Origin of the sequence: Roseiarcus fermentans (assembly GCF_003315135.1) — a bacterium.
Classification (GTDB): Bacteria; Pseudomonadota; Alphaproteobacteria; order Rhizobiales; family Beijerinckiaceae; genus Roseiarcus; species Roseiarcus fermentans.
On sequence record NZ_QNRK01000010.1, the window covers coordinates 118193 to 142894 of the forward strand.

The 24702-nt window shown below is 69.2% G+C and carries 26 protein-coding genes; 12 read left to right on the forward strand and 14 right to left on the reverse strand.

Going from position 1 to position 24702, the window contains the following annotated elements:
- Positions 1-10: 10 nt before the first annotated feature.
- Both gatA and gatC read right to left on the reverse strand, forming a co-directional pair.
- Positions 11-1534, reverse strand: a complete 1524-nt coding sequence (gene gatA, locus DFR50_RS10895; protein WP_113889226.1) for an Asp-tRNA(Asn)/Glu-tRNA(Gln) amidotransferase subunit GatA — start codon at positions 1532-1534, stop codon at positions 11-13.
- A 61-nt stretch (positions 1535-1595) separates the two neighbouring features.
- Complete coding sequence (gene gatC, locus DFR50_RS10900; RefSeq protein ID WP_113889227.1) at positions 1596-1883, reverse strand: Asp-tRNA(Asn)/Glu-tRNA(Gln) amidotransferase subunit GatC; 288 nt, start codon at positions 1881-1883, stop codon at positions 1596-1598.
- Between the two features lie 339 nt (positions 1884-2222).
- Between gatC and dcm the strand changes: the two genes are divergently transcribed.
- From dcm to DFR50_RS10925, 5 genes are all read left to right on the forward strand, one after another.
- Complete coding sequence (dcm, locus tag DFR50_RS10905; RefSeq protein WP_113889228.1) at positions 2223-3326, forward strand: DNA (cytosine-5-)-methyltransferase; 1104 nt, start codon at positions 2223-2225, stop codon at positions 3324-3326.
- A complete protein-coding gene (locus DFR50_RS10910) occupies positions 3319-3774 on the forward strand; it encodes a very short patch repair endonuclease (protein ID WP_113889229.1) in 456 nt (151 codons plus the stop codon). Before dcm ends, DFR50_RS10910 begins: the two co-directional genes overlap by 8 nt.
- Entirely contained in the window at positions 3771-4991 is a 1221-nt protein-coding gene (locus DFR50_RS10915) for a type II restriction endonuclease (RefSeq protein ID WP_210208861.1), read from the forward strand. Before DFR50_RS10910 ends, DFR50_RS10915 begins: the two co-directional genes overlap by 4 nt.
- A gap of 121 nt (positions 4992-5112) precedes the next feature.
- Positions 5113-5604 carry a Holliday junction resolvase RuvX gene (gene ruvX, locus DFR50_RS10920; RefSeq protein WP_113889230.1) on the forward strand — a complete coding sequence of 164 codons (492 nt, stop codon included), beginning with the start codon at positions 5113-5115 and terminating at the stop codon, positions 5602-5604.
- Positions 5605-5794: 190 nt separating this feature from the next.
- Positions 5795-6112, forward strand: coding sequence for a hypothetical protein (locus DFR50_RS10925; RefSeq protein WP_113889231.1), 318 nt, complete (start codon positions 5795-5797; stop codon positions 6110-6112).
- 16 nt (positions 6113-6128) lie between these two features.
- Here the strand turns inward: DFR50_RS10925 and dprA are convergent, their stop codons facing one another.
- The 3 genes from dprA to pyrC are packed head-to-tail and all read right to left on the reverse strand — an operon-like array spanning position 6129 to position 9283.
- Positions 6129-7364: a DNA-processing protein DprA gene (gene dprA, locus DFR50_RS10930; protein WP_113889232.1), complete on the reverse strand. Its 1236-nt coding sequence runs from the start codon at positions 7362-7364 to the stop codon at positions 6129-6131.
- On the reverse strand, positions 7364-7960 hold the full coding sequence (plsY, locus tag DFR50_RS10935) for a glycerol-3-phosphate 1-O-acyltransferase PlsY (protein ID WP_113889233.1): 597 nt from the start codon (positions 7958-7960) through the stop codon (positions 7364-7366). The genes dprA and plsY overlap by 1 nt, the downstream gene beginning before the upstream one ends.
- A gap of 33 nt (positions 7961-7993) precedes the next feature.
- Complete coding sequence (gene pyrC / locus DFR50_RS10940; protein ID WP_113889234.1) at positions 7994-9283, reverse strand: dihydroorotase; 1290 nt, start codon at positions 9281-9283, stop codon at positions 7994-7996.
- A gap of 235 nt (positions 9284-9518) precedes the next feature.
- On the opposite strand from pyrC, the gene DFR50_RS10945 reads away from it, so the two are divergent.
- Together DFR50_RS10945 and DFR50_RS10950 are read left to right on the forward strand one after the other, a co-directional pair.
- Positions 9519-10358: a hypothetical protein gene (locus DFR50_RS10945; RefSeq protein WP_113889235.1), complete on the forward strand. Its 840-nt coding sequence runs from the start codon at positions 9519-9521 to the stop codon at positions 10356-10358.
- Positions 10359-10838: 480 nt separating this feature from the next.
- Positions 10839-11408, forward strand: a complete 570-nt coding sequence (locus DFR50_RS10950; RefSeq protein ID WP_113889236.1) for a hypothetical protein — start codon at positions 10839-10841, stop codon at positions 11406-11408.
- A 175-nt stretch (positions 11409-11583) separates the two neighbouring features.
- On the opposite strand, the gene DFR50_RS10955 is transcribed toward DFR50_RS10950, so the two are convergent.
- Positions 11584-12129 (reverse strand): Hsp20/alpha crystallin family protein, encoded by a 546-nt coding sequence (locus DFR50_RS10955; RefSeq protein WP_113889237.1) that lies wholly within the window; start codon positions 12127-12129, stop codon positions 11584-11586.
- Positions 12130-12524: 395 nt separating this feature from the next.
- On the opposite strand from DFR50_RS10955, the gene DFR50_RS10960 reads away from it, so the two are divergent.
- Complete coding sequence (locus DFR50_RS10960) at positions 12525-12947, forward strand: Hsp20/alpha crystallin family protein (RefSeq protein WP_113889238.1); 423 nt, start codon at positions 12525-12527, stop codon at positions 12945-12947.
- Between the two features lie 38 nt (positions 12948-12985).
- On the forward strand, positions 12986-13384 hold the full coding sequence (locus tag DFR50_RS10965; RefSeq protein WP_170153159.1) for an Hsp20/alpha crystallin family protein: 399 nt from the start codon (positions 12986-12988) through the stop codon (positions 13382-13384).
- 42 nt (positions 13385-13426) lie between these two features.
- Here DFR50_RS10965 and sohB read toward each other — a convergent pair whose 3' ends face one another.
- The 4 genes from sohB to DFR50_RS10985 form a co-directional block, all read right to left on the reverse strand.
- The gene (gene sohB, locus DFR50_RS10970; RefSeq protein ID WP_113889240.1) at positions 13427-14446 is read right to left on the reverse strand and encodes a protease SohB; all 1020 of its coding nucleotides are present in this window, start codon (positions 14444-14446) and stop codon (positions 13427-13429) included.
- Between the two features lie 84 nt (positions 14447-14530).
- Positions 14531-15010, reverse strand: a complete 480-nt coding sequence (locus DFR50_RS10975; RefSeq protein WP_113889241.1) for an NUDIX hydrolase — start codon at positions 15008-15010, stop codon at positions 14531-14533.
- Positions 15011-15090: 80 nt separating this feature from the next.
- Positions 15091-15609 (reverse strand): RES family NAD+ phosphorylase, encoded by a 519-nt coding sequence (locus DFR50_RS10980; protein ID WP_113889242.1) that lies wholly within the window; start codon positions 15607-15609, stop codon positions 15091-15093.
- Positions 15606-15947, reverse strand: a complete 342-nt coding sequence (locus DFR50_RS10985) for an MbcA/ParS/Xre antitoxin family protein (protein WP_113889243.1) — start codon at positions 15945-15947, stop codon at positions 15606-15608. The genes DFR50_RS10980 and DFR50_RS10985 overlap by 4 nt, the downstream gene beginning before the upstream one ends.
- A 142-nt stretch (positions 15948-16089) precedes the next feature.
- Between DFR50_RS10985 and DFR50_RS10990 the strand changes: the two genes are divergently transcribed.
- Positions 16090-16641: a CBS domain-containing protein gene (locus DFR50_RS10990; RefSeq protein ID WP_113889244.1), complete on the forward strand. Its 552-nt coding sequence runs from the start codon at positions 16090-16092 to the stop codon at positions 16639-16641.
- A 215-nt stretch (positions 16642-16856) separates the two neighbouring features.
- Here DFR50_RS10990 and DFR50_RS10995 read toward each other — a convergent pair whose 3' ends face one another.
- From DFR50_RS10995 to DFR50_RS11010, 4 genes are all read right to left on the reverse strand, one after another.
- Positions 16857-17789, reverse strand: a complete 933-nt coding sequence (locus tag DFR50_RS10995) for an ABC transporter substrate-binding protein (protein ID WP_170153160.1) — start codon at positions 17787-17789, stop codon at positions 16857-16859.
- Positions 17790-17836: 47 nt separating this feature from the next.
- The gene (locus DFR50_RS11000) at positions 17837-19939 is read right to left on the reverse strand and encodes an alkaline phosphatase family protein (protein WP_113889246.1); all 2103 of its coding nucleotides are present in this window, start codon (positions 19937-19939) and stop codon (positions 17837-17839) included.
- A gap of 443 nt (positions 19940-20382) precedes the next feature.
- Positions 20383-20646 (reverse strand): hypothetical protein, encoded by a 264-nt coding sequence (locus DFR50_RS11005; RefSeq protein WP_147262728.1) that lies wholly within the window; start codon positions 20644-20646, stop codon positions 20383-20385.
- A gap of 166 nt (positions 20647-20812) precedes the next feature.
- Positions 20813-21943 (reverse strand): type III PLP-dependent enzyme, encoded by a 1131-nt coding sequence (locus tag DFR50_RS11010; protein ID WP_113889299.1) that lies wholly within the window; start codon positions 21941-21943, stop codon positions 20813-20815.
- 960 nt (positions 21944-22903) lie between these two features.
- On the opposite strand from DFR50_RS11010, the gene DFR50_RS11015 reads away from it, so the two are divergent.
- Together DFR50_RS11015 and DFR50_RS11020 are read left to right on the forward strand one after the other, a co-directional pair.
- Positions 22904-23152 (forward strand): hypothetical protein, encoded by a 249-nt coding sequence (locus DFR50_RS11015; RefSeq protein WP_113889248.1) that lies wholly within the window; start codon positions 22904-22906, stop codon positions 23150-23152.
- 497 nt (positions 23153-23649) lie between these two features.
- Positions 23650-24564: a DUF2189 domain-containing protein gene (locus tag DFR50_RS11020; RefSeq protein ID WP_113889249.1), complete on the forward strand. Its 915-nt coding sequence runs from the start codon at positions 23650-23652 to the stop codon at positions 24562-24564.
- Positions 24565-24702: the final 138 nt, after the last annotated feature.

Here is a 24702-nt window from a genome sequence, read left to right on the forward strand (position 1 = left end):
CCCGGGCGGCTCACGCCCACCATGCTTCCGGCGGGGAAAACCGCCCGGCCGCCTGTTCGATCGCCTCGCCGAGGGCGAACAGCGTCTCCTCGTCGAACGGCCGGCCGATCAGCTGCAGGCCGAGCGGCAGGCCGTCGGCGGAGAGCCCGGCCGGCGTGACCAGCCCCGGCAGCCCGGCCATGTTGACCGTCACGGTGAAGACGTCGTTGAGGTACATCTCGACCGGATCGGCCGACGCCATGGCGCCGATGGCGAAGGCGGGCGAGGGCGTCGCCGGCGTCAGGATGGCGTCGACGCCATTGCCGAACGCGATCTCGAAGTCGCGCTTGATCAGGGTGCGGATTTTTTGCGCCCGCAGGTAGTAGGCGTCGTAATAGCCGGCCGACAGCACGTAGGTGCCGATCATCAGGCGGCGCCTGACCTCCGGGCCGAAGCCGCTGGCGCGCGTCTTCTGGTAGAGGTCGACGATCTCGGAGGCGGGCTCGCGCAGGCCGTAGCGGACGCCGTCGTAGCGCGCCAGATTGCTCGACGCCTCGGCCGGCGCGACGATGTAATAGGCCGGCAGGGCGTGGCGGGTGTTGGGCAGGCTGACGTCGACGATCGTAGCGCCGGCCGCGCGCAGCCACTCGGCGCCCTTGGCCCACAGGGCCTCGATCTCCGGGTTCATGCCCTCGAGGCGGTATTCCTTCGGCACGCCGATCGTCAGGCCCTTGACCGAGCGTCCGACGGAGGCTTCGTAATCGGGCACGGGCGAGGGCGAGCAGGTCGAGTCCTTCGGGTCGGGCCCGGCCATCGAGCGCAGCATGATCGCGGCGTCGCGCACGGTGCGCGCGAGCGGCCCGGCCTGATCGAGCGACGAGGCGAAGGCGACCATGCCCCAGCGCGAGCAGCGCCCGTAGGTCGGCTTGATGCCGACGATGCCGGTGAGGGCTGCGGGCTGGCGGATCGAGCCGCCGGTGTCGCTGGCGGTTGCGGCGAGGCAGAGATGGGCGGCGACCGCCGAGGACGAGCCGCCCGAGGAGCCGCCGGGCGCCATCAGGCCGCGCTTGCCCTTGTCGGCGAGCGCGGCGCGCGCCTGGGTCGGGCTGAAATTCGGCGGCAGCCAGGGCGACGCGACCGGACCGTAGTACGAGGTCTCGTTCGACGAGCCCATGGCGAACTCGTCCATGTTGAGCTTGCCGAGCATCACCGCGCCGTCGCGCCACAAATTGGCGGTGACGGTCGACTCGTAGGCCGGCTTGAAGCCGTCGAGAATGTGGCTGCAGGCCTGGGTGTGGACGCCTTCGGTGGCGTACAGGTCCTTGACGCCGATCGGCAGCCCTTCGAGCGGGCCGCCCTCGCCGCGGGCGAGGCGGGCGTCGCTGGCGTCCGCCATCGCGAGCGCCTTCTCGGCCGTCACCGCGACGAAGGCGTTGAGCCCCTTGGCCCGATCGATCGCCGCGAGATGCGCCGCGGTCAGGTCGCGGCTGGAGATCGCCCGGGATGCGAGCCGATCGCGCGCCTCGGCGAGCGTCAGGGAGGTGAGGTCGGTCACGGGCTTGTCCTTGGGCGTGTCCGGAAACGGGACTTTGTGCGCGGCGAGACGGCGGCGGCGGTCATTCGATCACTTTGGGAACCAGAAAGAAGCCGTCTTCGGTCAGGGGCGCGTTGGCCAGCACCTTGGCGGCGATCTCGCCGTCGGTCACGACGTCGTCGCGCATCGGCAGCCGCATCGGCGTCACCGAGGTCATCGGCTCGACGCCCTCGACGTCGACTTCGCCGAGCGCCTCGACGAAGGCGAGGATGGCGTTGATCTCGTGCTGCAGATGCGGGATCTCCGCTTCGCTCACGCCGATGCGCGCGAGATGCGCGATGCGGCGAACGGCGGCGAGATCGACGGACATCGAAGGCTCCTCGGGACCAGTCTTGCGGGAAAGAGGCCCCTATACATCGCGGAGATTGCGCTGGCAAACCGGGGGCGCGGTGGGCGGTCGCGTTCCGGTCTGGACATCATATTGCCGGTTGCCAGCCGCGGCGGGCGGCGCTCCGTGATGTCGACGCGAAAGCGGAACCAGCAACGGCAAAGCGGTGACACGTGATCGGCGGTCGAAGGGATCGGTCGATCCGCTTCGGCGCGGTGGCACCTTCACGCGGACCAGACCGCGAGAGAAGGCCGTTGACAACTCGGGTTTCCAATGTGAGAACATACAGGGAACTAATTGTTCGTTCGTCGGGGATATGGGATGACCGATTGTGCCCTTCCTGCCAACAGTCGAATCGTCGTGTCCATGTTGCGTGCTGAAAAGAGTTTTACCTTTATCGACCTGTTCGCGGGCATTGGCGGACTGCGTCGCGGATTCGAGAGCATCGGCGGGCGCTGTGTCTTCACGAGCGAATGGGACCGCTTCTCGAGAGAAACCTATGAGGCGAACTTCCACGACAACCGCGAGGTCGAGGGTGACATCCGCCCGTTCGCCGAGACTCCTGAGTTGATCCCCGAGCACGACGTTCTACTTGCTGGGTTTCCTTGTCAGCCATTCAGCATCGCAGGCGTATCGAAGAAGAATGCTTTGGGGCGCCCGCACGGATTTTTGTGTGACACGCAGGGCACGCTCTTTTTTGACACAGCACAAATCATTGCTCATCACCGTCCGACGGCATTTCTGCTTGAGAACGTCAAAAACCTTGAGAGCCATGATGGTGGTAAGACTTTCGCTACTATCATGCACGTCTTGACGCAGGAACTCGGTTACCATGTGTCGACGAGGGTGATCTCGTCCGAGCACTGGGTGCCGCAGCGCCGCAAGCGCATTTTCATCGTGGGATTCCGCGACAAGAGTTCATTCGACATTAACAAACTCAAGCTGCCAGAGGACGAAGGCCCGACCCTTGGCTCGATCCTGGAACACGATGTCGACTCGAAATACACGTTAACGCCGCATCTATGGAAGTATCTCCAAGACTATGCAGCTAAGCACGCCAGAGCAGGCAATGGGTTCGGATGCAGTGTCTTCGGCCCGGACGATGTAACGAGGACCTTGTCGGCACGCTATTACAAAGACGGAAGCGAGATCCTCGTCAGCCAGGGTGAGGGAAAGATTCCGCGCCGCCTCACGCCGCGAGAGTGCGCTCGGCTGATGGGCTATCCCGATAGCCACAAGATCCCGGTCTCCGACACGCAGGCTTATCGCCAATTCGGTAATTCCGTAGTCGTTCCCGCTGTGAAGTTCATCGCCCGGAACATGAAAAGGCATATCTATGCCGCAGTGGACGCGGAACGGCCAGAAGCCGCGCCGATCCGCAAGGTGACGCGTCCCGACCGCCAGGCGGCTGAGGCCCATGGCTGACAGCGTTCCGCCGTCCGTCCGCAGTCGAATGATGTCTGGGATCAAAGCCAAGAACACGCGCCCCGAGATGGTGCTGCGCCGCGGCCTGCACGCGGCTGGATTTCGATATCGCCTACACGTCGAAGATCTTCCCGGAAAACCAGATCTGGTCTTCCCAAGTCGGCGCGCGGTGATATTCGCGCATGGTTGCTTTTGGCATGGCCACAACTGCCCGCTATTCGTCTGGCCTAAGACCCGCCCGGACTGGTGGCGCGCAAAGATCGCCCGCAACCGCGAGGTCGACGCCAGCGCTGTTCGTGTCCTGACGTCCGCTGGGTGGCGCATCGGCGTGGTTTGGGAGTGCAGCTTCAAAGGACCTCGGCGTCTCCCCATCGAATCCGTTATCGAATCCTGCGCCGATTGGCTCAGGTCGGGTGCAAATTCTCTTGAGATCAGAGGTCTTGAATGACGATTCGTCGCGGGCTTTTGAGCGATCTGTTCGTGGGGGTTGTTGCGAAGCGGCTCACCCTCGTCGAGGTCGTAACCGACCGGTCGAACCAGCACGAATTCCAAGGGACGCGCGCGCTACGAAAGCTGTTCGGCGACGAGGACCAGCGCCAGATCGAGACCCGCTTCGTCTGGCTGGGGGCCGAGCAGGAAGGGTTTTCCGAAGATGGCTTCGTGTCGTGGAGCAACGTCCGCAAGGGTAAGCCCCGCGCCCCTGAGTACCACCTCTATTACAGCAGCAATGCTGTGACGACTGCAATGCAACCGGGTGACACGATGTTCCTCGCCCGGCGTCCCGATGGTTCCGTCCTCGTTGTCATCACGCCTGGTTCCAGCACGGTAAACTCGCAGCTCATGTGGCTCTTCGGCATCGACGAGCAGATAGAACTATTGGAAGAATACAAAGACATTAAGCATGAGCGGCAGGCAGAGTTAGACTTCGCCGCGCGATACGTCCTCGACGAGCTCGGCATCGAGATCGAGGAGTCCGAGAGCGACTTCCTAGATAACCTTCTCGTGCCTTTCGGCAAGGCCTTTCCGACAACGGCGGCGTTCTCGGCGCTTGCGCGGTCGTCGCTGCCGGAGATTGACCCGCTCGACGGTGCCGACGCGGCCCTCATGGCGTGGCTTGAGCGCGAGGAGGCGCTGTTCCGGCGGTTGGAACGGGCCATCGTTTCAGAGCGGCTCAAGTCAGGTTTCATCGCGGGCGAGGATGCCGACGTCGACGGCTTCATCTCGTTCAGTCTGTCGGTCCAAAACAGGCGCAAGAGCAGGGCTGGGCAGAGCCTCGAAAACCACCTTGAGACGATTTTCAAGGCGCGCAAGCTCAAGTTCGACCGGGGCGCGACGACTGAGGGTAAGAAAAAGCCTGACTTCCTGTTCCCCGGCGGTGATGCCTACCGTGACGAAACGTTCCCGGCGGAAAAGTTGACGCTGCTCGGATCGAAATCGACCTGCAAGGACCGATGGCGGCAGGTCGTATCGGAGGGCGCGCGGGTGAAGGGCAAACACCTGATCACTTTGGAGCCGTCGATCTCCGAAACGCAGACGGACGAAATGAAGTCTTTCGAATTGCAACTCATATTGCCTAAGGCACTTCATTCAACGTACAGACCTGCGCAGCAGGCGTGGTTGATGGACCTTGCGGGATTCCTTGCACTTGTTGAAAGCCGCCGTTAGGGCTCATTTCATTCGACAATTTGGAAGGCCATTAGTGCCGCGGTGTCCTGGCTCGCGGAGCCCGCCCGTCGCGCCGGGCGCCGTTCGACAGGCGCCCGCCGCCGTGCTAGCGGCTCGGGCGATGAATCGCCCGCTTCTCCTCGAAGACCTGGCCGCGCGCCTGCCCGCCAAGGCGCGCCTGATCGGCATCGACTTGGGCACGAAGACGATCGGGCTGGCGCTGTCCGACGTCGAGCGGCGGCTGGCTTCGCCGCTGAGGACATTGCCCCGAACCGTGTTCCAGAAGGACGCCGACGCGCTGCTCGCGATCTTCGCCGAATTCGAGATCGCCGCCCTGGTGCTCGGCCTGCCGCTCGATCTCGAGGGGCGCGACGGGCCGCGGGCGCAATCGACCCGCGCCTTCGCGCGCAACCTCGCGACCCGAACCGATCTGCCGATCGCCTTCTGGGACGAGCGGTTCTCCACCGCCGTCGTGCTCCGGTCGCTGATCGAGAACGACGTATCGAGGGCGAGGCGGGCGGAAGTGATCGACAAGATGGCCGCGGCCTACATTCTCCAGGGCGCCCTCGACCGGCTGGCGGCGCTCGCCGCCGGGCGGGGAACGCCCGGCTGAGCCCGCGCGAAAGGCTGCCGCAAGGCTTGCGCACAACGGGAAAAAAGGCGTCTAATCGCGGCAGGGCGGGCAAAAGGTCGAATCGGCCGCGCGGACAGCGCGTGGCGTCCTCCTGCGTGCGCCACGGAATCGGCGTCGGTTCCGTCAACGCGTTCGGGTGACGGATGGCATGGTTGGCCGGAGCGGGGATTTGAAGCGCAAGGCCGCGGCCCGCGCGCTTCCGAAGCGCGACGACGCGGCGGGGGAGCGCGAAGCGGACGGGCCGGGCAGGGGCGTCGCCAGTCGCGAGGCGCTCGACGTCGCCAGCTACATATCCGACATGACCGCGCAACTCGAGGCGATGGCGCTCGCCGCCGGCCTCGATCTGCTCGGCTATTTCCTCGGCATGGCGCGCTCGGAGGCGGACATGTTCGTGCGCACCAACGAGAGCGACGAGGACGACCACGGGCTCGACGGCCTTGCCGACGAGGGCCAGGCGGCGTTCGGCGGTCCGGAAGACGAGGACTGAAGCCGGCGCTGGGCGGTCACGCGGTCTCGTCGCCGGACGGCCGCAGCGCGACCCGGTCGCCGCCCGAGAACTCGACCCGTCCCGCGAGTTCGAGCTCCATCAGCGCGATGCGCACGTCCCGCGCCGGGAGATTGGCCGCGCGGGCGAGGTCGTCGAGCGTGATCGGCGCCGGGCCGAGCAGGTCGACGACGCTGTCGCGCGCCGCGTCCGCGCCGTCGCGGGCGAGATAGGCGGCGCCGGCCGCTTCGTCGAGTTCGTCGCCCGGCGTGACGCGCGGGATTCCTTCCGGGTCGACGCCGAGGAGCGGCTGCTCCCCCCAGAGCGGCTCGCCTGCGCCGCCCGCTTCGTCGAGCGCGGCGAACAGGTCGGCCGAATGCGCCGGGGCGAGCGCCGCCACCACGTCCTCGGCCGAGGTGCACATGAGCGCGCCCTGCTTGAGAAGGTCGTTGGTCCCTTCGGCGCGGGGATCGAGCGGCGAACCGGGGGTGGCGAACACCTGGCGGTTCTGCTCGAGGGCGAAGCGGGCGGTGATGAGCGAGCCCGAGCCGCGCGCCGCCTCGACCACCACCGTCCCGACCGCGAGCCCCGAGACGATGCGGTTGCGGCGCGGGAAGTCGCGCCCGCGCGGCTCCCACCCGATCGGCATTTCCGACACCACCGCGCCGTGCTCGACCATCCGCTCGATCAGCGGGATGGCGTCGTCGGGGTAGGGGCGGGCGTGGCCGCCGGCGAGCACCCCGACCGTCCCGGTTTCCAGGCTCGCGACATGGGCGCGGTGGTCGATGCCGCGCGCCAGCCCCGACACGATGACGTAGCCCGCCTGCCCGACGCCGCGCGCCAGCCGCTCGGCGAAGGTCAGCCCCGCAGCCGACGCGTTGCGCGATCCGACGATCGCCACCGCCGGCTGCTGCAGCGCCTCCTCGCGCCCGCGAAACGCGAGCACCGGCGGGGCGGAGTCGATGCGGCGCAGGGCGGGGGGATAGTCGGACTCGCCGAGGGCGACGAAACGCACCCCGAGCGTGCGCGCGAGCGAAAGCTCGCGCTCGACCTCCTCGGCGGTGGCGACCCGGATCGTCCGCCGCGCCCCGCCGCGGCGGGCGAGGTCCGGCAGCGCCTCGAGCGCGGCCCGCGCCCCGCCGCAGGAATTCACCAAAGCGCGAAAGGTGCGCGGCCCGACGTTTTCGGAGCGGATCAGGCGCAGCCAGTCGAACAGCTGGTCGTCGGACAAGCGCGCGGGCGGCTTGGTCGCCATCACGCCTTACCGATCTTCGATTCCGTCCCGGCGACGAGCCGCCCGATGTTGGCGCTGTGCTTGAACCAGACGAGGGCGGCGAGCAGCGCGAACACGAGTCCCGCGTCCGGCGGGCCAACCGCCCAGGCCACGATCGGCGAGACGACGGTGGCGGAGAGCGCAGCGGCCGAGGAATAGCGGGTCGCGGCGGCGACGGCGAGCCAGGTGACGGCGAAGGCGATCGCGGCCGGCCAGGCGACGCCGATCAGCCCGCCGAGGAAGGTCGCGACCCCCTTGCCGCCGCGAAACCTCAGCCAGACCGGATAGAGGTGGCCGATGATCGCCCCGGCGGCGGCGGGAAGCGCGGCCGCCGGGCCGAAAGCCCAGGCGCCGAGCAGGACGGCGGCGGTCGCCTTGAGGGCGTCGAGGACGAGCGTGGCGGCGGCGAGGTCCTTGCGGCCGGTGCGCAGGACGTTGGTGGCGCCGATGTTGCCCGAGCCGATGGCGCGCAGGTCGCCCGCCCCGGCGAGCCGGGTCAGGACGAGGCCGAACGGGATCGAGCCGAGCAGGTAGCCGAGCGCCAGCGCCAGCGCCGCTCCGTAGGAAACCCCGACCATGCCCGCTCCATTTCGCTTCTGTTGGAAGCGAGACTATTCGTTGGCCACGAGGCCGGCAACCAGCGTCAGCTTCACCCGGCCCTCGAGCCGCGCCGCGTCGAACGGAGTGTTGCGGCAGCGCGAATGCAGGTCTGCGGGGTCGAGCACGTAGGGCGCGTCCGGATCGAAGCGGATCAGGTCGGCGGGCGCGCCGACGCAGAGGCGGCCGACCGGCAGGCGCAGGATTTGCGCCGGCCGCAGCGTCATCGCGCGGATCAGCCGCGGCAGGCTGAGGTGTCCGGCGGTCACCAGGCGCAGGCTCGCCGACAGCATGGTCTCGACGCCGATCGCGCCGGTCGCGGCCTCGGCGAACGGCAGGCGCTTGGTCTCGACGTCCTGCGGATCGTGGTCGGAGCAGATCACGTCGATCACGCCGTCGGCCAGCGCTTCCACCAGCGCCATGCGTTCGTCCTCGCCGCGCAGCGGCGGGCTGAGCTTCAGGAACGTGCGGTAGTCGCCGACGTCGAGCTCGTTGAGGCTGACGCTGTTGATCGAGACGCCGCAGGTCGCGCCGCATCCCGCGTCCCGGGCGCGGCGCATCGCCTCGATCGACAGGCGGTTGGAGATCATCTGCGCGTGGTAGCGCGGGCCGGTGAGCGCGACGAGGCGCAGGTCGCGCTCGAGCGCGACCGTTTCGGCTTCGCGCGGCACGCCGGGCAGGCCGAGCCAGCTCGCCCTGAGGCCCTCGGCGACCACGCCCTCGCCCTTGAGCGAAGCGTCCTCGCACACCGGCGCGACGAGGGCGTCGAAGTCGCGCGCATAGGTCATTGCGCGGCGCATGGTCTGGGCGTCGGCGACCGAGCGCGATCCGTCGGAGAACAGAATCGCGCCGGCCTCCGCGAGCAGCCCGATCTCGGCGATTTCCCGGCCCGCGAGGCCCTTGGTCAGGGCGGCCGAGGGAAAGATGCGGACCTTCGAATCGTCGCCGGCGCGGCGCAGGATGAAGTCGACCATCGCCGGATCGTCGACCGGCGGACTGGCGTCGGGCCGGACGACGACGCTCGTCACCCCGCCCGCCGCGGCCGCCGCGCTGAGGCTGGCGATCGTCTCGCGATGCTCGGCGCCCGGCTCGCCGACGAAGGCGCGCATGTCGACGAGGCCCGGGGCCACGACGTCGCCGGCGCAGTCGACGACGCGCGCGCCTTCGGGGATCTGGTCCCGGTTCACCGCCGGTCCGACGGCCGCGATGACGCCGTCGCGGACCAGCAATCCGCCGCGGACCTCGGTCTCGCGCTCCGGGTCGACGAGGCGGGCGTTGAGAAGAGCGACGGGCGGCGCTGACATGGGCGGCGCTTAGCGAGCGCGCGGCGCGATTGCAAGCGCTCCCGAAAGGCGCGCCCCGTTGGCGCGGCCCCTGCGCTGCCGCCGAGTGTCAAGAAAACATGACACGTCATGGTGACAAGCGATCTCGACACATTTGCGGCGTCGCCGTACAAGACGACGGCGGTCGCGGGCAGGCGGCGACGCAGAGGGGAATGAACGAACCGCCGCGGAACGACCTGAAGAAAGCGGTGCGACAATGGCGATCGAACAGCGAACATATGCCAATTCCGAGACGGCCAGGGCGGCGATGGACGAGCTGTCTTCGCAAGGCTTCTCCGACGTGGAGGCCTCTTTCGGGCCGGATCGGGTGCGGGTCGCCGTGAACGCGCCCTTCGGCGAGGGCCAGCGCGCGGCGCAGATTCTCGACCGCCACGGGCCGATGGCGTCGGGCGAGGCGGACGCGGGCGCCGGGTCGCCGACGGCCGCGCCGGCGTTCGATTGCGCGAAGATCAAGGACTCGGCCGCCCCGCTGTCGGAGTTCTTCGGCTGGAGCGTCCTGAACGACGCCCGCTCGCCCTTCTGGCCCGAGGCGCTGGTCGACGATCCGACTCCGCTGTCGACCCGGATGGGCTGGTCGGTGCTCGAGCTGGTGAAAGAGGGGGCCGATTCGAAGATCAAGGACCCGGCCACCCCGCTCTCGGACCTCTTGGGCTGGCGGGTCCTGAGCGACTACAAGTCCCCGTTCTGGCCGGAGGCGTTGATCGACGATCCGACTCCGCTGTCGAAAAGGTTCGGCTGGCCGGTCCTGCTCGGCCCGTCCAGCGGCGCAGGGCGCAGCCAACCCGTCGCGGCCGCGCCGCAGGACGCGCGACCGGTCGAAGCCCCCGGGGTCGAGGCCGTCCAGGCGCCGGCAGCCGAGGAGCCGAGCCGGGAGGAGGCGGTCGAGGCGCCGGCCGGCGAGGAGCCGATCCGGGAGGAGGCCGTCGCGGCGCCCGCCCCCGGGGCGCCGAGCCGGGAAGAGGAAGAACCGCCTCGCGCCGGCCAGACGAAAGAGCGCAAGCGCGGTCGCCGGCCCGCGCGCCCGAACAAGTCCTGACTCCCGGACGGAAGTGCGAAGGCCGCAAGGACGTCAGCGGGGGGCGGCGGCGCCGAAACCGGCTGGCGCGCGGTGCGGAATGCGCGCCGTTTCCGCGACGCGTCGCGAATCGGGTGAGCCGCGCTGGCGGCGACTGGACAGCGTCCCGCCCGAATGCTGCGGCGCCGTGTCGCAGGGAGATCGGGTCCGCGGCGACGCGCGCGCTCGGGCGAGCGGAGATCGGGGCCCTCGGCAGGCGCCGCCGGACCGGCCGGGAGGTTCGGCAACGCGCGGCGGTCGAACCTTCGCGCCGCGACAGGGGCCTGCAAGGGGCGCCCGAATGACAAGAAGAGATGACAAACTGAAGTGACAACTAAACTTGACAAACAATTCTCGACACCCGTGCTCCGCGGCCGTACAATACCCGACGGCGGTCGCGTTACGGCGGCGGCGCGATGGGGAAGGATGCCGCCACAGCGTTGAAAAGAAAGCGGTGCCACGATGGCGATCGAAAAGCGAACATTTACCAGCTCTGAAAAGGCCAAGGCGGCGATCGACGAACTGGGAGCGAAGGGCTTCAAGGAGGTAAAGGCCTCGTTCAAGCCGGACAAGGTCCTGGTCGCCGTCACCGCGCCCTTCGGCGACGGCGCGGCCGTGGCGAAGATTCTCGACAGTCACGGCGGCGTGGCGACCTCCGAGGAGATCGCGGACGAGGGCGGCAAGACTGTTGCGGCCGTGCGGCCGTTCGACTTCGCGAAGTGGAAGGACTCGCCCACTCCGCTGTCGGATTTCTTCGGCTGGAGCGTCCTGAAGAACGACTACAAGTCCCCCTTCTGGCCGGAAGCCCTTTCGGACGATCCGACACCCCTGTCGACCAAGATGGGCTGGTCGGTCCTCAGCGTCGTGAAAGAGGGCTCGAAGATCAAGAATCCGGCGACCCCGCTTTCCGACCTGTTCGGCTGGAGCGTCCTGAAGAACGACTACAAGTCGCCCTTCTGGCCGGAAGCGTTGATGGATGATCCGACCCCGCTGTCGAACAAGTTCGGCTGGACGGTCCTGAAGGACAAGTGACCTTCGCCCTGCGGTCGCTGTCCGCGTCCGATCTCCAAGGCCCCGCCGCAAGCGGACGCCTTCGGGAACGGCGTCTCCTGCAGGAGACCGCGGGACCCGGCGCCTGAAACGAGCCGGGGCTTCCTCGCGGAAGCCCCGGCTGCGGGCCGGCGAGCGGGCCGACGGCCGCGCGCGCCTACTCGGCCTTGACCGCGATCGTCTTGACCGGCTTCTGCGCCTCCGCGGACTTCGGCAGCACGACCGTCAGGACGCCTTTCTTGAAACTCGCCTCGATCCTGTCGGCGTCGACGCCGGCCGGGACCCGGAAAGCGCGCTCGAACGAGCCGAAGCGGCGCTCCCGCAGATGGAAGTCGGGTTTCTTCTCCTCCGTCTCCTCGTGTTTCTGGCCCTTGATGGTGAGCACGCCGCCGGCGACGCTCACCTCGACGTCCTTCTCGTCGAGGCCGGGCAGATCCGCATGAACCTCGTAACCGGTGTCGCGTTCGACGAAATCGACCGCAGGCACGGCCACCCAGGCCTCAGGCGACCAGAACGGCTCGATGTCGAAGGCCGGGCGGCGGAACGGCAGCCGGAACGGACTCGCGGTGAAGTCCTCGAACAGGCGGTCGACCTCGCGGCGCAGGGACTCGAACGGCCGCCATATCTGCATCTGCACGGTGGACGGCGCCGATTCGGGTTTCGCCGCGGTGGCGACGGGAACCTTGGTTTCAACTTTTGTCATCGAAGCCTCCTCGATCGGGTTGGTTCTCAGCCCGATGACGCAAGTCTAGGCGTTCCGGCGGGCCGCGCATTGACCCGTCTCAACACGCTCGCCCGAACGGCCGTGATTTTTGACAACTCCGCCGAACCTCCGCCGGAGGCCTCGAGGTCTGATCGCGCAAGCGCGGGGCGCGAACGCCGACGGCTCGACGAACGGCGTTACTTGAGGCTTTCCCTTTGGCGCGAAACGCCCAGGCTCGCGCCGCCGCCGGCTCTTGACGGCGCGCCGCCGCCTCCCCACCTCGATGGCGATCGTGGCGGGAGGCGTTCGCACGCCCCGAGCGTCAAGAAGAAGACCCATCGTCTCGGGCATGCGCTCGCGCCCCTTCCGCCGAACGAGAGGGAAGGAGGCAAACCATGGCGATAGTTTCGGATCCTTTCGACGCGCTCGTGAGCTTTCAGCAGGCGCTCGACATGTTCCGCGAGAGCGACTGGCTCGGGTCGGGGCCGAGCGGCGGCGGCGCCTATCCGCCGATGAACGTTTTTCGCAAGGGCGACGACGTCGTTGTCATCGCCGAGATCCCCGGCGTGACCAAATCCGACCTCGAGCTGCAGTTGAAGGGGCGCACCCTCAGGCTCTCCGGCCGGAAGACGGTGGCGTTTCCCGAGACTGCGGCGGTGCATCGGCGCGAGCGGCTCGCCGGGCGGTTCGATCGCGCCGTGACCCTGCCGGTCGAGATCGACCCCGAGGGGGTCAAGGCCGAGCTTCGCGACGGCGTGCTGGCGCTGTTCCTGCCGCGCTCGGAGCGCGACAGGCCGAGGACGATCGCGATCGGCTGAGGCGCGGCGCGATGAACGGAAATGCGAGGGAGAGGACCATGGCGGACAACAAGGAAATGGCGGTGCGCGAGAAGAAGGAACTTCTCGCCAGGGAAGAGCGGACGGTTCCGGGCCGCAGCTTCGTCCCCAGCGCCGACATCTACGAGACCGAGGAGGCGCTCGCGGTGGTGATGGAGATGCCCGGCGTCGAGAAGAAGGACCTCGAGGTCGGCCTCGAGAACGACGTGCTGCGGGTCGAAGGCCGCATCGACTTCGCCCGATACAAGGACATGGAGCCGGTCTACGCCGAGTACAACGTCGGCCCCTACGCCCGCTCGTTCGCCCTCTCGAACGCGATCGACCGGGACGCCATCAGCGCCAGCCTGGAGGACGGGGTGCTGACGCTGACCTTGCCCAAGGCGAAGCACGCCCAGCCGCGCAAGATCGCGATCGGCTGAGGGCGGGGGGGGTCCGGCGGCGGAAGGCCGCCGCCGGGGCCTTCATCCGGCGGGGCCGCTCAACCGGGCGAGGGCGAAGTCCGCAACCCTTCGCGCCGCGGCGCCGAGGCCGCCTGTGAGCTGCTGGAGCGGAGTCTTCTTCGCCTCCCAGCGGATCTCGTAGAGCCGGGCGCTGTCGCGGGCGCGAAACAGCAGTTCGTCGCCGGCGACGATCTCGTCGACGAGACCGAGGCCGAGCGCGTCGCCGGCGAGCCAGGTGTCGCCGGTGGCGACCCGGGCGACGTCGATCCCTGGCCGGCGGGCGGCGACGAGCGACTTGAAGGCCTCGTGGATCGCGTCGAGCTTGTCCTGGAAATGCTCCCGCCCCGCCGGCGTGATCTCGCCGAGCACGGACACGGTGCGCTTGAACTCGCCGGCGGTGATGTCCTCGTACTCGATCGCGTTCTTCTTGAGCAGCTTGTGCACGTTTGGAACCGACGCGACGACGCCGATCGAGCCGACCACGGCGAAGGGCGCGGCGACGATGCGGTCGGCGGCGCACGCCATCATGTAGCCGCCGCTCGCCGCGACCTGATCGACCGAGGCGGTGACCGGAATCTTTCGCTCGCGCAGCCGCTGCAACTCGGCGGCGGCGAGGCCGTAGCCGGTCACCGTGCCGCCGCCGCTGTCGATCCGCACCACGACTTCGTCGGTCCCCGGCCGCGCCGTCATCAGCACCGCGTCGATCTCGCGCCCGAGCGCCTTGACCGCGGTCGCGCGCAGGTCGCCCTTGAAGGTCAGGACGAAGATGCGCCGTCCGGGCGGCGCGTTGCGCCGCGCCTTGGCCTCTTTCCGGCGCGCCTTGATCAGCGCCTTCCTCTGCTTCTTGTCGACCAGTTCCGCCTCGATCGCGTCGCGCATGGCGTCGTAGCGGTCGTTGATCGACTTGATCCGGATCTCGTGGTCCTTCGGAGCTTCGCCCGACCGGGCGAGCCGGACGATCAGGATCGCGAGGCCGCCGATCGCCGCCACGATGACGAGCGCCTTGACGAGGAAGGCGAGAATGTCGAGCCAGAAAGGCATGAAGGGCTCCGCGCGGCGAAAGGCCCATATAGGGCCGCGCCCGCGCCTTTCCACGCCTCGCGCGGATTTGGCAAGGGGCGAGGTTCAGCTTTCCCGCGATCGTCGGCCTTCCAGGCGCCGGGCGAGCGCCGCGAGGATCGGCCGTTGACCGACGAGGATCTTCCGCTCCGCCGCGGCGAGGTCGAACCATTCGGCCCGGTCGACCTCCGGGAACTCGGCCGTCTTGCCGGAGCGGGGCGGCCATTCCATGGTGAAGGGCCCGCTCGACAGCGAGGCGGGATCGAAATCGCCCTCCAGCGCCCAGGCGGCGACGACCTTGCCGCCCGGCTGGCGGTGCGCGCCGAGGTCCATGAAGGCGCCCTCGACGCGGGCTCCGGTCTCCTCGAAGAATTCGCGCCGCGCGGCGTCGAGCAGGTCCTCGCCCGGATTGGCTTCGCCCTTCGGGATCGACCACGCGCCGTCGTCCTTGCGCGCCCAGTACGGCCCGCCTGGATGGACGAGCAGGACCTCGGCGCCGTACGGGCGGCTGCGGAAGAGGAGGATGCCGGCGCTGGTCTTTGGCATGGCGCGGTTCCCAATTCACCACCAAGGACACGAAGGGACACGAAGCTTCGTGCGACTTCGTGTCCTTGGTGGTGAAACCCTCACGTCCACGACAGCTGGCTCTTCGGCAGACGGCCGCTCGGGTCGTGAACGCGCGCCCGGCAGGGCAGGCGGTCGCTCCAGCGCCACAGAACGAGATTGACGTCGTTGGGCGCGACGCCATGGACGAAACTCGGCGCGATCAGTCCCGCCGCGCCGGCGGCGATCAGGCGCAGCGCCAGCCGCCACGAGGCCGGCTCCCGCCCGGACGCCGCCTCGGCGAACCAGGGGCACGCCATGTCCTCCCAGGCGACGCCCGCGGCGAGGGCGTCCTCCCCGGACCGGCAATCGACGACGTCCTCGCAGTCGATTTCGTAGGTGCAAAGGACGAGCGGCTCGAACTTGCGGGCAAAGCCCTGCGCCGCTTCCTTGATCGCCGTCATCGGATCGAGGGCGAGAGAAAGCGCCGCCAGGCCTTTCGGGTTGAAGCGCCCGCCGTGGATGGCGGCGCCCTCGCCGGAGAGCGGCCTGAACGACCAGCGGGGATCGTGGGCGCGGTAGGCCAGACCGCAAAATCTCAAGCAAATCCGCCGAGCGCGATCGAGTCGAGATAGTCGCGCAACGCGGCGGCCTGACCCGACTTCACCAGCGACTCCGCTGTGCGTCCGCCGAAAGCGGGGATCGGCTCGGCGCGATACCAGGCCACCGCCTGCGCCGGCCCGCCCGCCCAGGCGGAAACGCGCCGCACGATCTCGTTCATCTCCCTGAGGCGCGACTGCGTCCGGGGCGCATCGAGGCGGCTCGCCTTGTACAACGCCTCGGGCGCGATCCCGAGGGTTTCAGCGAGCTGCTTCTTGGAGAGTCCGTAGCTTTCGAAGGCGCCGCTCGCGCGGCCTGATTTCCCTCCTGCGGAAGACATGCCCGCTTTCCTGCCATGAAAATCGGGCAAAATATATGACGGAGCCGGACTCATTGCAACCGGCTCGACAAGAAGGACACGAGGGGACACGAAGCTTCGTGTATCTTTCGTGTCCTTGGCGGTGAACGAAGGTCCAGGATTCATGTTCGGATCGCTGCGCAACAAGAGGCGAGACAGGCCGGGCGTGCTCGCGGCGCGTCTCGCCACCGCCGAGGCGCGCCACCCGCGCGCGCCGGAACCAACCGTGGCGACGGCGCTGGCGGCGTTGCGTCCGCTGGCTCTCGCGGCCGTCGCCGAGGACGCGACCGTCGGCGAAGCGCTGCGGGTCATGGCGGAATGCGACGCGGCCGCAGTCGCGGTGACGTCGGCGGCGGGCGTTGCGGGCGTCTTCTCCGAGCGCGACTACGCGCGAAACGGCGCGACCGGCGCGCGGGCGGCCAAGGATGCGCCGGTCGCCGAGGCGATGAGCCGGACGGTCGCCGAGGCGGCGCCGTCGGACACCGTGCGCCGCTGTCTCGACCTCATCGCCGAGCGCGGCGTCACGCACGCCGTGGCGCTCGATCGCGGCCGCCTCGTCGGCCTTTTGTCCCGGGCCGACCTGCTCGCGGCGCAGGTCGCCTGGCACGAGCGCGTCTTCCACGAGATCGAGGTCGACCAGAAGTTGCTGTTCCTGCGCGGAACCTACAGCTGTTGACCGAGCGCGCCGGCGGAGGCGCCGGTCGCCTGCGCCGCGCCAGGGGGCCGCCGCGCCCGAGCCGGGAGTGGCCTCCGACGGATCCGTTCCGGCCCCCGCCGCAGCCGGGACCGAGCCGGCTTTCGCGGTCGACCTCGGTGAGGCTCGCGGTCATGGCGGGGACGCGGCCTCGGGCGAACTGATGACGAACCCGGGGGGCGACGCCGCCGGCGCGGTCACTCCCGGAACGGCGTGACGAACAGCCCGCCCGCCTCCGCCGGAGCGTTGGGACCGCGGGGAAGCCGCAGGGGCGAACGGTCGCCGAGATTGCGGTCGTAAATGTCGGCGTAGCTCCCGGCGGCGGCGAGGACCCGCTTCGCCCAGTCGTCGGACAGGCCGAGATCGCCCGCCTCCGGCGCCGACGCCTCGGCGCGGGCCGTCCACGGCCCCGCCGGCAGCCCGGCGCGCTGCACCGTGACGATCGCCCAGGCGACGATCGCAGCCCATTGCGGGTCGCTCGCCGGCGTGGCGGCGAAGACGGGGAAACTCGCCAGCGGCTCGGGCAGGATGCGGCTCGGGCGCTTGCCTGAAAGGCTCGCGATCGCGAGATCGCCGGTCTCGCCGGCTTCGGCGTCGCACTTCGCCGCAGCGAAGGCGTCGTCCATCTCGCCGTATTCGGTGTAGGGCATGCGGGTGAAGTCGAGTTTGCGCGCCGCCATCCACGCCTCGAGCGTCCGGTGCGCGCCAGACCCCTGGTAGAAGCAGACCGATCTGCCGGCGAGGTCGGCGAGGGTCCTCACCGGGGAATCGACCGAAACCCTGACGCCGGTCGAGACGAACGCCACCGCCGGCCCCAACAGCGTCCGGCCCGCGAGGCGCTCATCGAGGATCTCCGAGCCGTCGAGAAAGGCGAGGTCGTCGCGACCGTCGCGGACGAGGTCGAAGGCGGCGTCGAAATCGTACGGGTGGAACGCGATGCGGCCCTCGGGCCCGAGCAGAGCCGCGCCGATCGCCCGGCAGAGGTCGAGATAAAGGCCGGAAGCCTCGCGCCCGCCGGGCCGCTGGCCGACGAGCCCCGGCCGCGAGACGCCGCCGCAGCGGATCGCCCCCTCCGCCCTGATCCGGTCGACGACCGGGCCGGCGTGGGCGTTCGGCGCGAGCGCGGCCACCGCGCAGATCGCGCAAGCGGCGACGAGCCGAGCCCGGCCTCCCCGATTCAATTGTAGTCCGGCAGGGTCGCGGGCAGGGAATTGAATCCCTCCGGCATGACGTTGGGAATGGCCTGGCGCACGTTCTCCGGCGTCACGCCGATCGCTGCGCAGCCCTTGCCGCCGTAGTGGGGGAAGGTCTCGACGACGTCGCGCGGGATCAGCGCGAGCGAGGCGGGGAGAGGCGGAAGGGCGCCCGTCACCCGCGCCTTGTCGAAGCCCGAGAGCAGGCTGTCCGTCTCAGCCGTGGGCGTGTCGCGCGGCCCGAGGTATTTCTGCTCGAAGCCCTTGGGCGCGAAGGCGTTGAACCGCGGCGAATCGCCCTCCGCCAGCGCCTCCTTCTCGTCCGGCAGGCTCGAAAGGGCCGGCAGGCCGAAGAGCGCGTTGACCGTCTCGATGATCGCGTTGTGGTCGCCCTCGGCGTGGGAGACCGCGTGCGCCCGGGCGTAGGGCGAGATCAGGAGAAGGGGGATGCGGACGCCGCGGGCGAGCGGCAGGCCGTCGGGGCCGTAGCTCAGGATTCGCGGAGGGACGTGATCGTAGAGGCCGTCCGACTCGTCGTAGGCGATGATGATGGCGCTCTGCTTCCACAGGCTGTCGTTGCTGGCGATGGCGTTGATGACGCGCGCCGCCATCGCCTCGGTGAGCATGCTGTCGGAATAGCCGGGGTGGTCGTCGTCGCCGGATTTGGCCTTGGCGATCTTGGCGCGCTCGTCCGGCGTCAGGCCCTTGGGGTCGGGATAGTTCGGATTCTGGATGACGGCGGTCTGTTTCGGATAGTCGAGATTGTAGTAGCCGCCGCGGACATAGAAGACGCCGCCCTCCGCCGGCAGGTCGCCTCTCGCGAGATCCGCGAAGAAGTCGCCTTCGCCGCGCAGGTTGATCGCCTCGACCGGGTTGTTGGCGATGTAGCCGAAATATTGCGCGCCGTTGTGGTGGCTGACATAGCCCATGTGCGAGACGACGAGTCCCGTGTCCGTGGGTTCGAGGTCGTAGCCGTTCTGATACCAGCGCCAGCCGACCGGCGTCTTTCCGAGCGCTGCGACGGCGGGAATGTCCTTCTGGACGTCGGGAAGGTCGAAGGCCGGGTTGCGGTCCCACTGGGTGAACAGGTTGATCCACCCGCCCATCATCGTCAGCGGAAGCGAGGCGAAGGTGAGGTTCGAGGCGGTGTTGCCCGGGTCCCAGTCCTCGCGCGGCGCGGTCGGCTGCCGGCCGATCGGGGTGGCGTCGAACGCCGAGCCCCACCAGGGCTGCGGATCGTTGACCAGCGGCGGCCCCTGCGTCGTCGCCTCGCCGCTGTAGGTCTTGCCGTTGATCGTGCCGCCGATCGCGCCCGTGAAGCCGGTGTCGGCCGGGGCGTTGGTCAGGCTCGGGTGCTTCACCCATTGCGTCTCGCCGGCCTGGCCCGAAAGGATCGCGACGGCGTTCGGAGTCGAAGGCGTGTCCTCGGTGGCGAAATTGTTGTCGAAGATGGTGAAGCGGGTGGCCCAGCGCCAGAAGAACGGGATCGTGTCGCAATCGATGTGCGCCATGGCGAGGCGGGCGAACTGGGTCCCCATCTTCTCGCCCTTATCGCTGCCGGAGCGCGCGTACTTGCGCCACTCGACCTCGGCGAACTTGTCCATCTTCGCCACGCCGTCCTGGACGTCGAGCTTGGCCGCGAGCCCTTTGTGCGAATGGTCGGTCGAGTCCTTGAACGACGCATTCTGCTCCGGGCCGACGAGGAACGGCTGCACCGTCACCGTCTGGCCGGTCACGGTGTCGCGGTAGGTCTGGGTGAAGCCGGGGGTGTCGGCGGCGGAGCGCGGCGCCTTGCCGTCGGAATAGAGGCCGTCGACGCCGGGCAATGTCCCGTACTCGTGGTCGAACGAGCGGTTCTCGTTGTAGATCACGAAGACGTATTTGATCGCCTTGCGCAGCGCCGCGATGTCGTCGGCCGACCAATCCGGGTTCGACCAGCGCGGGTCGCTGTCCGGCACGAAATAAGGCGCGACGTCGGCCTGCGGATCGGGCTGGGTCGTGACCAGCGGACGGCCAGCGCCGAGGGCCGGCGCGACGAGGCTCGCGAGTCCGACGCCTGCGCTTGCGAACAGAAGGATGCTCTTCATCGGACTCTCGTCAAGAATGGGCCGCGCCCCTGTTTGGGTACGGATTGTTTCAGGTTCAAGACATTCGCCGCGCCACGGCGACGCAGGCTCTCGCCTGGCCGACCGTTCTCGCGTCGTCCCGACCGCGGCGCCCACGGGCTTCCTTCCCAGAGGGGGCGACGGATGGGCAGGCTGTCCCGCGGATTGACAGCAGGGCTTGCGCGCCACGCGTTCGCACGCGCCGGGCGCGGCGACCGGCGCGCTTTTCGACCCGCCCTCGGCGCGCCGCTCGTTTTCGCGCTGCTACCGGGCGGCGCGCTCGCGTGGTCGGATTTGTGCGCAGGCTCCGTCGCCTATGCGCTCGGGTTCGCCATCGCCGCGATCGGCCGCCTGCGGCTGCCCCATGCCAACCTGCAAGGCGCGCGGGCGACCGTGCGGGAGTCGCAGCGGGGTCGGCGCCGCCTTCACTCGCACACGACGATCCGCCGCCACGCGCCCCTCAGGTCCTGGCTGAAGGCGTAGCAGCCGAGCCGCGGCGCCGGCAGGGACGTCGTCCACGGCGGCGCCGGCCAGGGGGCGCCGCTGTAACCGGAGTCGCCCGGGGCGACGACCCAGGCGGCCACAGCCGGCGGACCCGCGACCGGCTCGGTTCCGGCGGCGAAGCCGGCCTGACCGAGAGACGCGAGCGCGAGCAGGGCCGCCGCGAGCCGGGTTGCTGAAGTCCTCATGTCGAAACGTCCCATCGAGCGAGGGCGGCCTTCGCGGCCCCGCCGCGCGCCGCCTCTCCGATTGCGATAACGCGCCGGCCGGGTCGGCGGCAAGACGTTCCGGCCCGGCGCAGCCGAAGGCGTTCGGACGGGCCGGCGGCTCGGCCGAGGAGCCGCCGGCGACGGCTCAGATCACGTACGACTTCAGCGGCGCAAAACCGTTGAAACCGACCGTGGAATAGGTCGTCGTGTACGCGCCGGTCCCCTCGATCAGCACCTTGGCGCCGATCTCGAGCGTGACCGGCAGAAGGTAGGGGTCCTTCTCGTACAGCACGTCGACCGAGTCGCAACTCGGGCCGGCGAGCACGCACGGGCCGAGCGCCTCCGCGTCGCAATCGGTGCGGATCGGATAGCGGATCATCTCGTCCATCGTCTCGGCGAGGCCGTTGAACTTGCCGATGTCGAGATAGACCCAGCGCACGTGGTCCTGCTGAGACTTCTTCGAGATCAGCACGACCTCCGCCTCGATGATCCCGGCGTCGCCGACCATGCCGCGGCCGGGCTCGATGATCGTCTCCGGGATGCGGTTGCCGAAGTGGCGGCGCAGCGCCCGAAAAATCGACTGCCCATAGGTCTGAACCGGCGCCACCCGCTTGAGGTAGCGCGTCGGGAAGCCGCCGCCGAGGTTGAGCATCGCGAGCTGAATGCCGCGCTCGGCGAGGTCGCGGAAGATCCCGGCCGAGACCTGCAGCGCGCGGTTCCACATGCGCGGGTTGCGTTGCTGCGAACCGACGTGGAACGACAGCCCGTGCGCGACCAGGCCCAGCGCGTGGGCGCGCTCGAGCACGTCGGCCGCCATGTCCGGCGCGCACCCGAACTTGCGCGAAAGCGGCCATTCGGCGCCGGCGCCGTCGCACAGGATCCGGCAGAACACCTTCGAGCCCGGCGCCGCGCGCGCGACCTTCTCGACCTCCGCCCCGCAATCGACCGCATAGAGCCGGACCCCGAGCGCGAAGGCGCGCGCGATGTCCTTCTCCTTCTTGATCGTGTTGCCGAAGCTGACGCGGTCTGGTGACGCGCCGGCGGCGAGCGCGAGCTCGATCTCGGCGACCGAGGCCGTGTCGAAGCACGAGCCGAGGCCGGCGAGCAGGCTCAGGATCTCGGGCGCCGGATTGGCCTTGACGGCGTAGAACACGCGCGTGTCGGGCAGGGCGTCGGCGAAGCTCCGATAGTTGTCGCGCACGACGTCGAGATCGACGACGAGGCGCGGTCCGTCCTCGCGGTTGTCGGCGAGGAATTGCTTGATGCGGTCCGTCATGAGCGGCATCCCCTGACGGCGCGGCAGGCGGTTCCCGCGCCGGAACAGTGAAGGATTCGCCGGCGATGCGACCGTCGCGCCCGCGCGTTGGAAACGCGGACGCTGTCGTTGACCCGCCGACGCGATCGCCCGCGCGCCGTCGCCTCGAAGAGGCCGCGACGATGGAGCGATCAGCTGCTGCGCCGTAGCCCAATGCATGGGGACCGAGCGGCAAAAGGCCGCGCGGGGATCACACATCAGGCCATCGTTTGGACGGAGAGTCCCGTCCGCACGCCCGGCAAAGATAGACAAGCCTCTTTGATCGCCGGCCTTTGGAGGGCAGGCAGAGACCAAAAAAGCCCGGTCCGTCGTTGCTTCAAGTCGCGTCCCCCGTGGGGCGGGGTTCGCCGGTTCGCCTCCGGCTGCCGGTCTTCCAAAGGGCGGTTGACTGGCCTCTTGTCCAGATCCCCGCCGACCGGCACGCGACCACAGGCACGTGCGTATTGGGCGACTGCATATGTGTTCGAATCGAGCGGCGATGCAAGAGGGTTTTTGCCGCGCGGGCGAACAATATTCCGGGCCGGCGCGAGCGCCGCCGCAGGGCGCTCGTCGGACCGCCCGGCCGGGCTCCGGCGGGCGTCCGGGGGACGCCTTGTCGTCGACGGGCCGGAGCGCCGACCTCGTGAGACCGCCGCTCGATCGGCGTCTCCCGAGGGCGGGCGGCGCTCGGGAATCCCGGCGAGCCACGTCGGCCGGCGCCCGCGGCGAAAAAAGCGACACGCAGGCGTTGCAATCTGCAATCGTAAGGTAGTAATCTATCCACGATCGGGATGGTGTCCCGGTCCGGGCGGACGGAGAGGCTGCTTCAGGCTGTGACCGTCGCGACGGGCGTTTTTGCGCGCGCACAGTGCGCGCGTGTTGAACACGAGAGACCAGCGCGACGCCGACAGACGTCGAGACAACAGACACGGAGGTTTTCCGATGATCGACCGACAACCGGAACCCGCTTGCCGCGAAGACGCCGGCCATGCCGAACCTCCGGCCGCCGGCCGGCCGGATTGCGCCGCGCCGTTCGAGACGTGCGTCCGACCCGCGGTCGCCGTCGCGTCCGCCAACGACAATCCGCCGCCGATCCGGATTGACCCGGCGGCGCCGCTGGACCGGCTTCGCGGCGCGCCGGACGGGATGGAAGAGCTGGACGCCTGGTTCGGTCCGGGTAGCCTCGGCTGAGGCCGGGTGGGCGACGGCGAGCCCGCCGCCGCGGCTCGGCATGACCGCGTCGCGAAGCCGTCGGCGACGGCTCGGAACTGTCCAGCGGTCATCCGGTCCTGACCGCACCCCTGCCCGGTGAGCCGAAGCCGAGCCGGGAAGGGGACGCGGCGGCTGCGGCGGATGGCGAGCGTCGTCGCAGACGTGGCCGCTGGCCGCGCGCCGCGCTCGCCGAGCGCGGCTGCCAGGTCGGGCGACGGACGCGGCCCCGGCGACCGGACGCGCGGGCTCGACGGGCGAAAGCCGCCGAGATGGGGCGCTCGCATGGGAGCGCCCGCGCGCCGACGCTCGCGAAGCGGCGCAATTCCGCCCGTCGACGCCATGAAAAGGGCGCCAAAAGACCGCACGGCGCCCAAGAGTTCCGCCTAGCCTCGATCGTGGCGGCGCGCCGGTCGAGGGGCCGCGGCGCGAGCGTCGCGACGTCCCGCCTGTGTCCCGCAAAGATGCGGAGGACGCCCATGACGTCGACATTCCACGTCTACTTCGGACCCCATGCCGATGACGCGCCGATCGAGGTCCGCAAGCTCGGGACGCGGGACGCTTTCGCCGCCCTGCGCGAAGGCGTCGAGGACTTTTTCGCCACGCCGACCCATCCCGTCTTCGTCGGCGTCTTCTACGCGCTCGCCGGGATCGCGCTCGCGGCGCTGTCCTCGTTCGGCAGCGCGCTCCAGCTCGTGTTTCCGCTCGCCGCGGGCTTCGCGCTGCTCGGCCCGTTCTTCGCCGTCGGGCTTTACGAGTTGAGCCGCCGGCGCGAAGCGGGCCTCGCGCCGAGCTGGCTCGACGCTTTCGCCGTATTTCGCTCCCCCGCGCTGCCCTCGGTGTTCGCTCTCGGCGGTTTTCTCCTGGCGCTGTTCGCGCTCTGGCTCGCGACGGCGGAATACCTCTATGTGGCGCTGTACGGGCCCGATGCGCCGTCGGCCGCGGGGCTCTTCGTCCGCGACGTTTTCACGACCAGCCGCGGATGGACGATGATTGCCGTCGGCTGCCTCGTCGGATTCGGCTTCGCCGCGGTCGCGCTCGCAATCAGCGTCGTCTCGTTCCCGCTGATGATCGATCGCGACGTCGGGCTCGCCCCGGCGATCGTCGCCTCGGTGCGGTTGGCGCGCGAGAATCCCGCGCCGGTGGCCGTGTGGGGCGCGATCGTGGCCGCCGCGCTCGCCGTCGGGTCGGCGCCGCTGTTCATCGGCCTCGCCGTCGTCATGCCGATCCTCGGCCACGCGACGTGGCGCTTCTATCGCCGCGCGATCGTGCGCGACCCGGCGCACGAGGTCCCGATCGAGGATCCGACCGGCGAGGCGCTGGTCGAGTCGCCGGGACTGAAGCAATTGTGGACCTTCCTCGACGTGCTCGAAACCTTCCGCAAGCGGCGGTAGCGTCTCAGTTCGTAATTTGAATTTTCGCAGCCCATTCGTCGCCAAGCAACGAATGGGCGGTTGCGCCCCGGCCAAGCTGGGCTAGGACAGCATGTCCGGGACAAACTGAGCGGCAGATTTTCCGTACGGCGAGAGTTG

Bases quoted from the DNA above. Each gene is read 5' to 3' on its own strand.
- DFR50_RS10965 (WP_170153159.1), top strand. From the start codon at position 12,986: ATGGCGGACAACAAGGAAATGGCGGTGCGCGAGAAGAAGGAACTTCTC.
- DFR50_RS10910 (WP_113889229.1), top strand. From the start codon at position 3,319: ATGGCTGACAGCGTTCCGCCGTCCGTCCGCAGTCGAATGATGTCTGGG.
- DFR50_RS10960 (WP_113889238.1), top strand. From the start codon at position 12,525: ATGGCGATAGTTTCGGATCCTTTCGACGCGCTCGTGAGCTTTCAGCAG.
- dcm (WP_113889228.1), top strand. From the start codon at position 2,223: ATGACCGATTGTGCCCTTCCTGCCAACAGTCGAATCGTCGTGTCCATG.
- DFR50_RS10990 (WP_113889244.1), top strand. From the start codon at position 16,090: ATGTTCGGATCGCTGCGCAACAAGAGGCGAGACAGGCCGGGCGTGCTC.
- DFR50_RS11020 (WP_113889249.1), top strand. From the start codon at position 23,650: ATGACGTCGACATTCCACGTCTACTTCGGACCCCATGCCGATGACGCG.
- dprA (WP_113889232.1), bottom strand. From the start codon at position 7,364: ATGGCGACCAAGCCGCCCGCGCGCTTGTCCGACGACCAGCTGTTCGAC.
- DFR50_RS10945 (WP_113889235.1), top strand. From the start codon at position 9,519: ATGGCGATCGAACAGCGAACATATGCCAATTCCGAGACGGCCAGGGCG.
- DFR50_RS10955 (WP_113889237.1), bottom strand. From the start codon at position 12,129: ATGACAAAAGTTGAAACCAAGGTTCCCGTCGCCACCGCGGCGAAACCC.
- plsY (WP_113889233.1), bottom strand. From the start codon at position 7,960: ATGGTCGGGGTTTCCTACGGAGCGGCGCTGGCGCTGGCGCTCGGCTAC.
- DFR50_RS10975 (WP_113889241.1), bottom strand. From the start codon at position 15,010: ATGCCAAAGACCAGCGCCGGCATCCTCCTCTTCCGCAGCCGCCCGTAC.
- DFR50_RS10950 (WP_113889236.1), top strand. From the start codon at position 10,839: ATGGCGATCGAAAAGCGAACATTTACCAGCTCTGAAAAGGCCAAGGCG.
- DFR50_RS10915 (WP_210208861.1), top strand. From the start codon at position 3,771: ATGACGATTCGTCGCGGGCTTTTGAGCGATCTGTTCGTGGGGGTTGTT.
- DFR50_RS11015 (WP_113889248.1), top strand. From the start codon at position 22,904: ATGATCGACCGACAACCGGAACCCGCTTGCCGCGAAGACGCCGGCCAT.
- ruvX (WP_113889230.1), top strand. From the start codon at position 5,113: ATGAATCGCCCGCTTCTCCTCGAAGACCTGGCCGCGCGCCTGCCCGCC.
- gatC (WP_113889227.1), bottom strand. From the start codon at position 1,883: ATGTCCGTCGATCTCGCCGCCGTTCGCCGCATCGCGCATCTCGCGCGC.
- DFR50_RS11005 (WP_147262728.1), bottom strand. From the start codon at position 20,646: ATGAGGACTTCAGCAACCCGGCTCGCGGCGGCCCTGCTCGCGCTCGCG.
- DFR50_RS10985 (WP_113889243.1), bottom strand. From the start codon at position 15,947: ATGTCTTCCGCAGGAGGGAAATCAGGCCGCGCGAGCGGCGCCTTCGAA.
- pyrC (WP_113889234.1), bottom strand. From the start codon at position 9,283: ATGTCAGCGCCGCCCGTCGCTCTTCTCAACGCCCGCCTCGTCGACCCG.
- sohB (WP_113889240.1), bottom strand. From the start codon at position 14,446: ATGCCTTTCTGGCTCGACATTCTCGCCTTCCTCGTCAAGGCGCTCGTC.
- DFR50_RS11000 (WP_113889246.1), bottom strand. From the start codon at position 19,939: ATGAAGAGCATCCTTCTGTTCGCAAGCGCAGGCGTCGGACTCGCGAGC.
- DFR50_RS11010 (WP_113889299.1), bottom strand. From the start codon at position 21,943: ATGACGGACCGCATCAAGCAATTCCTCGCCGACAACCGCGAGGACGGA.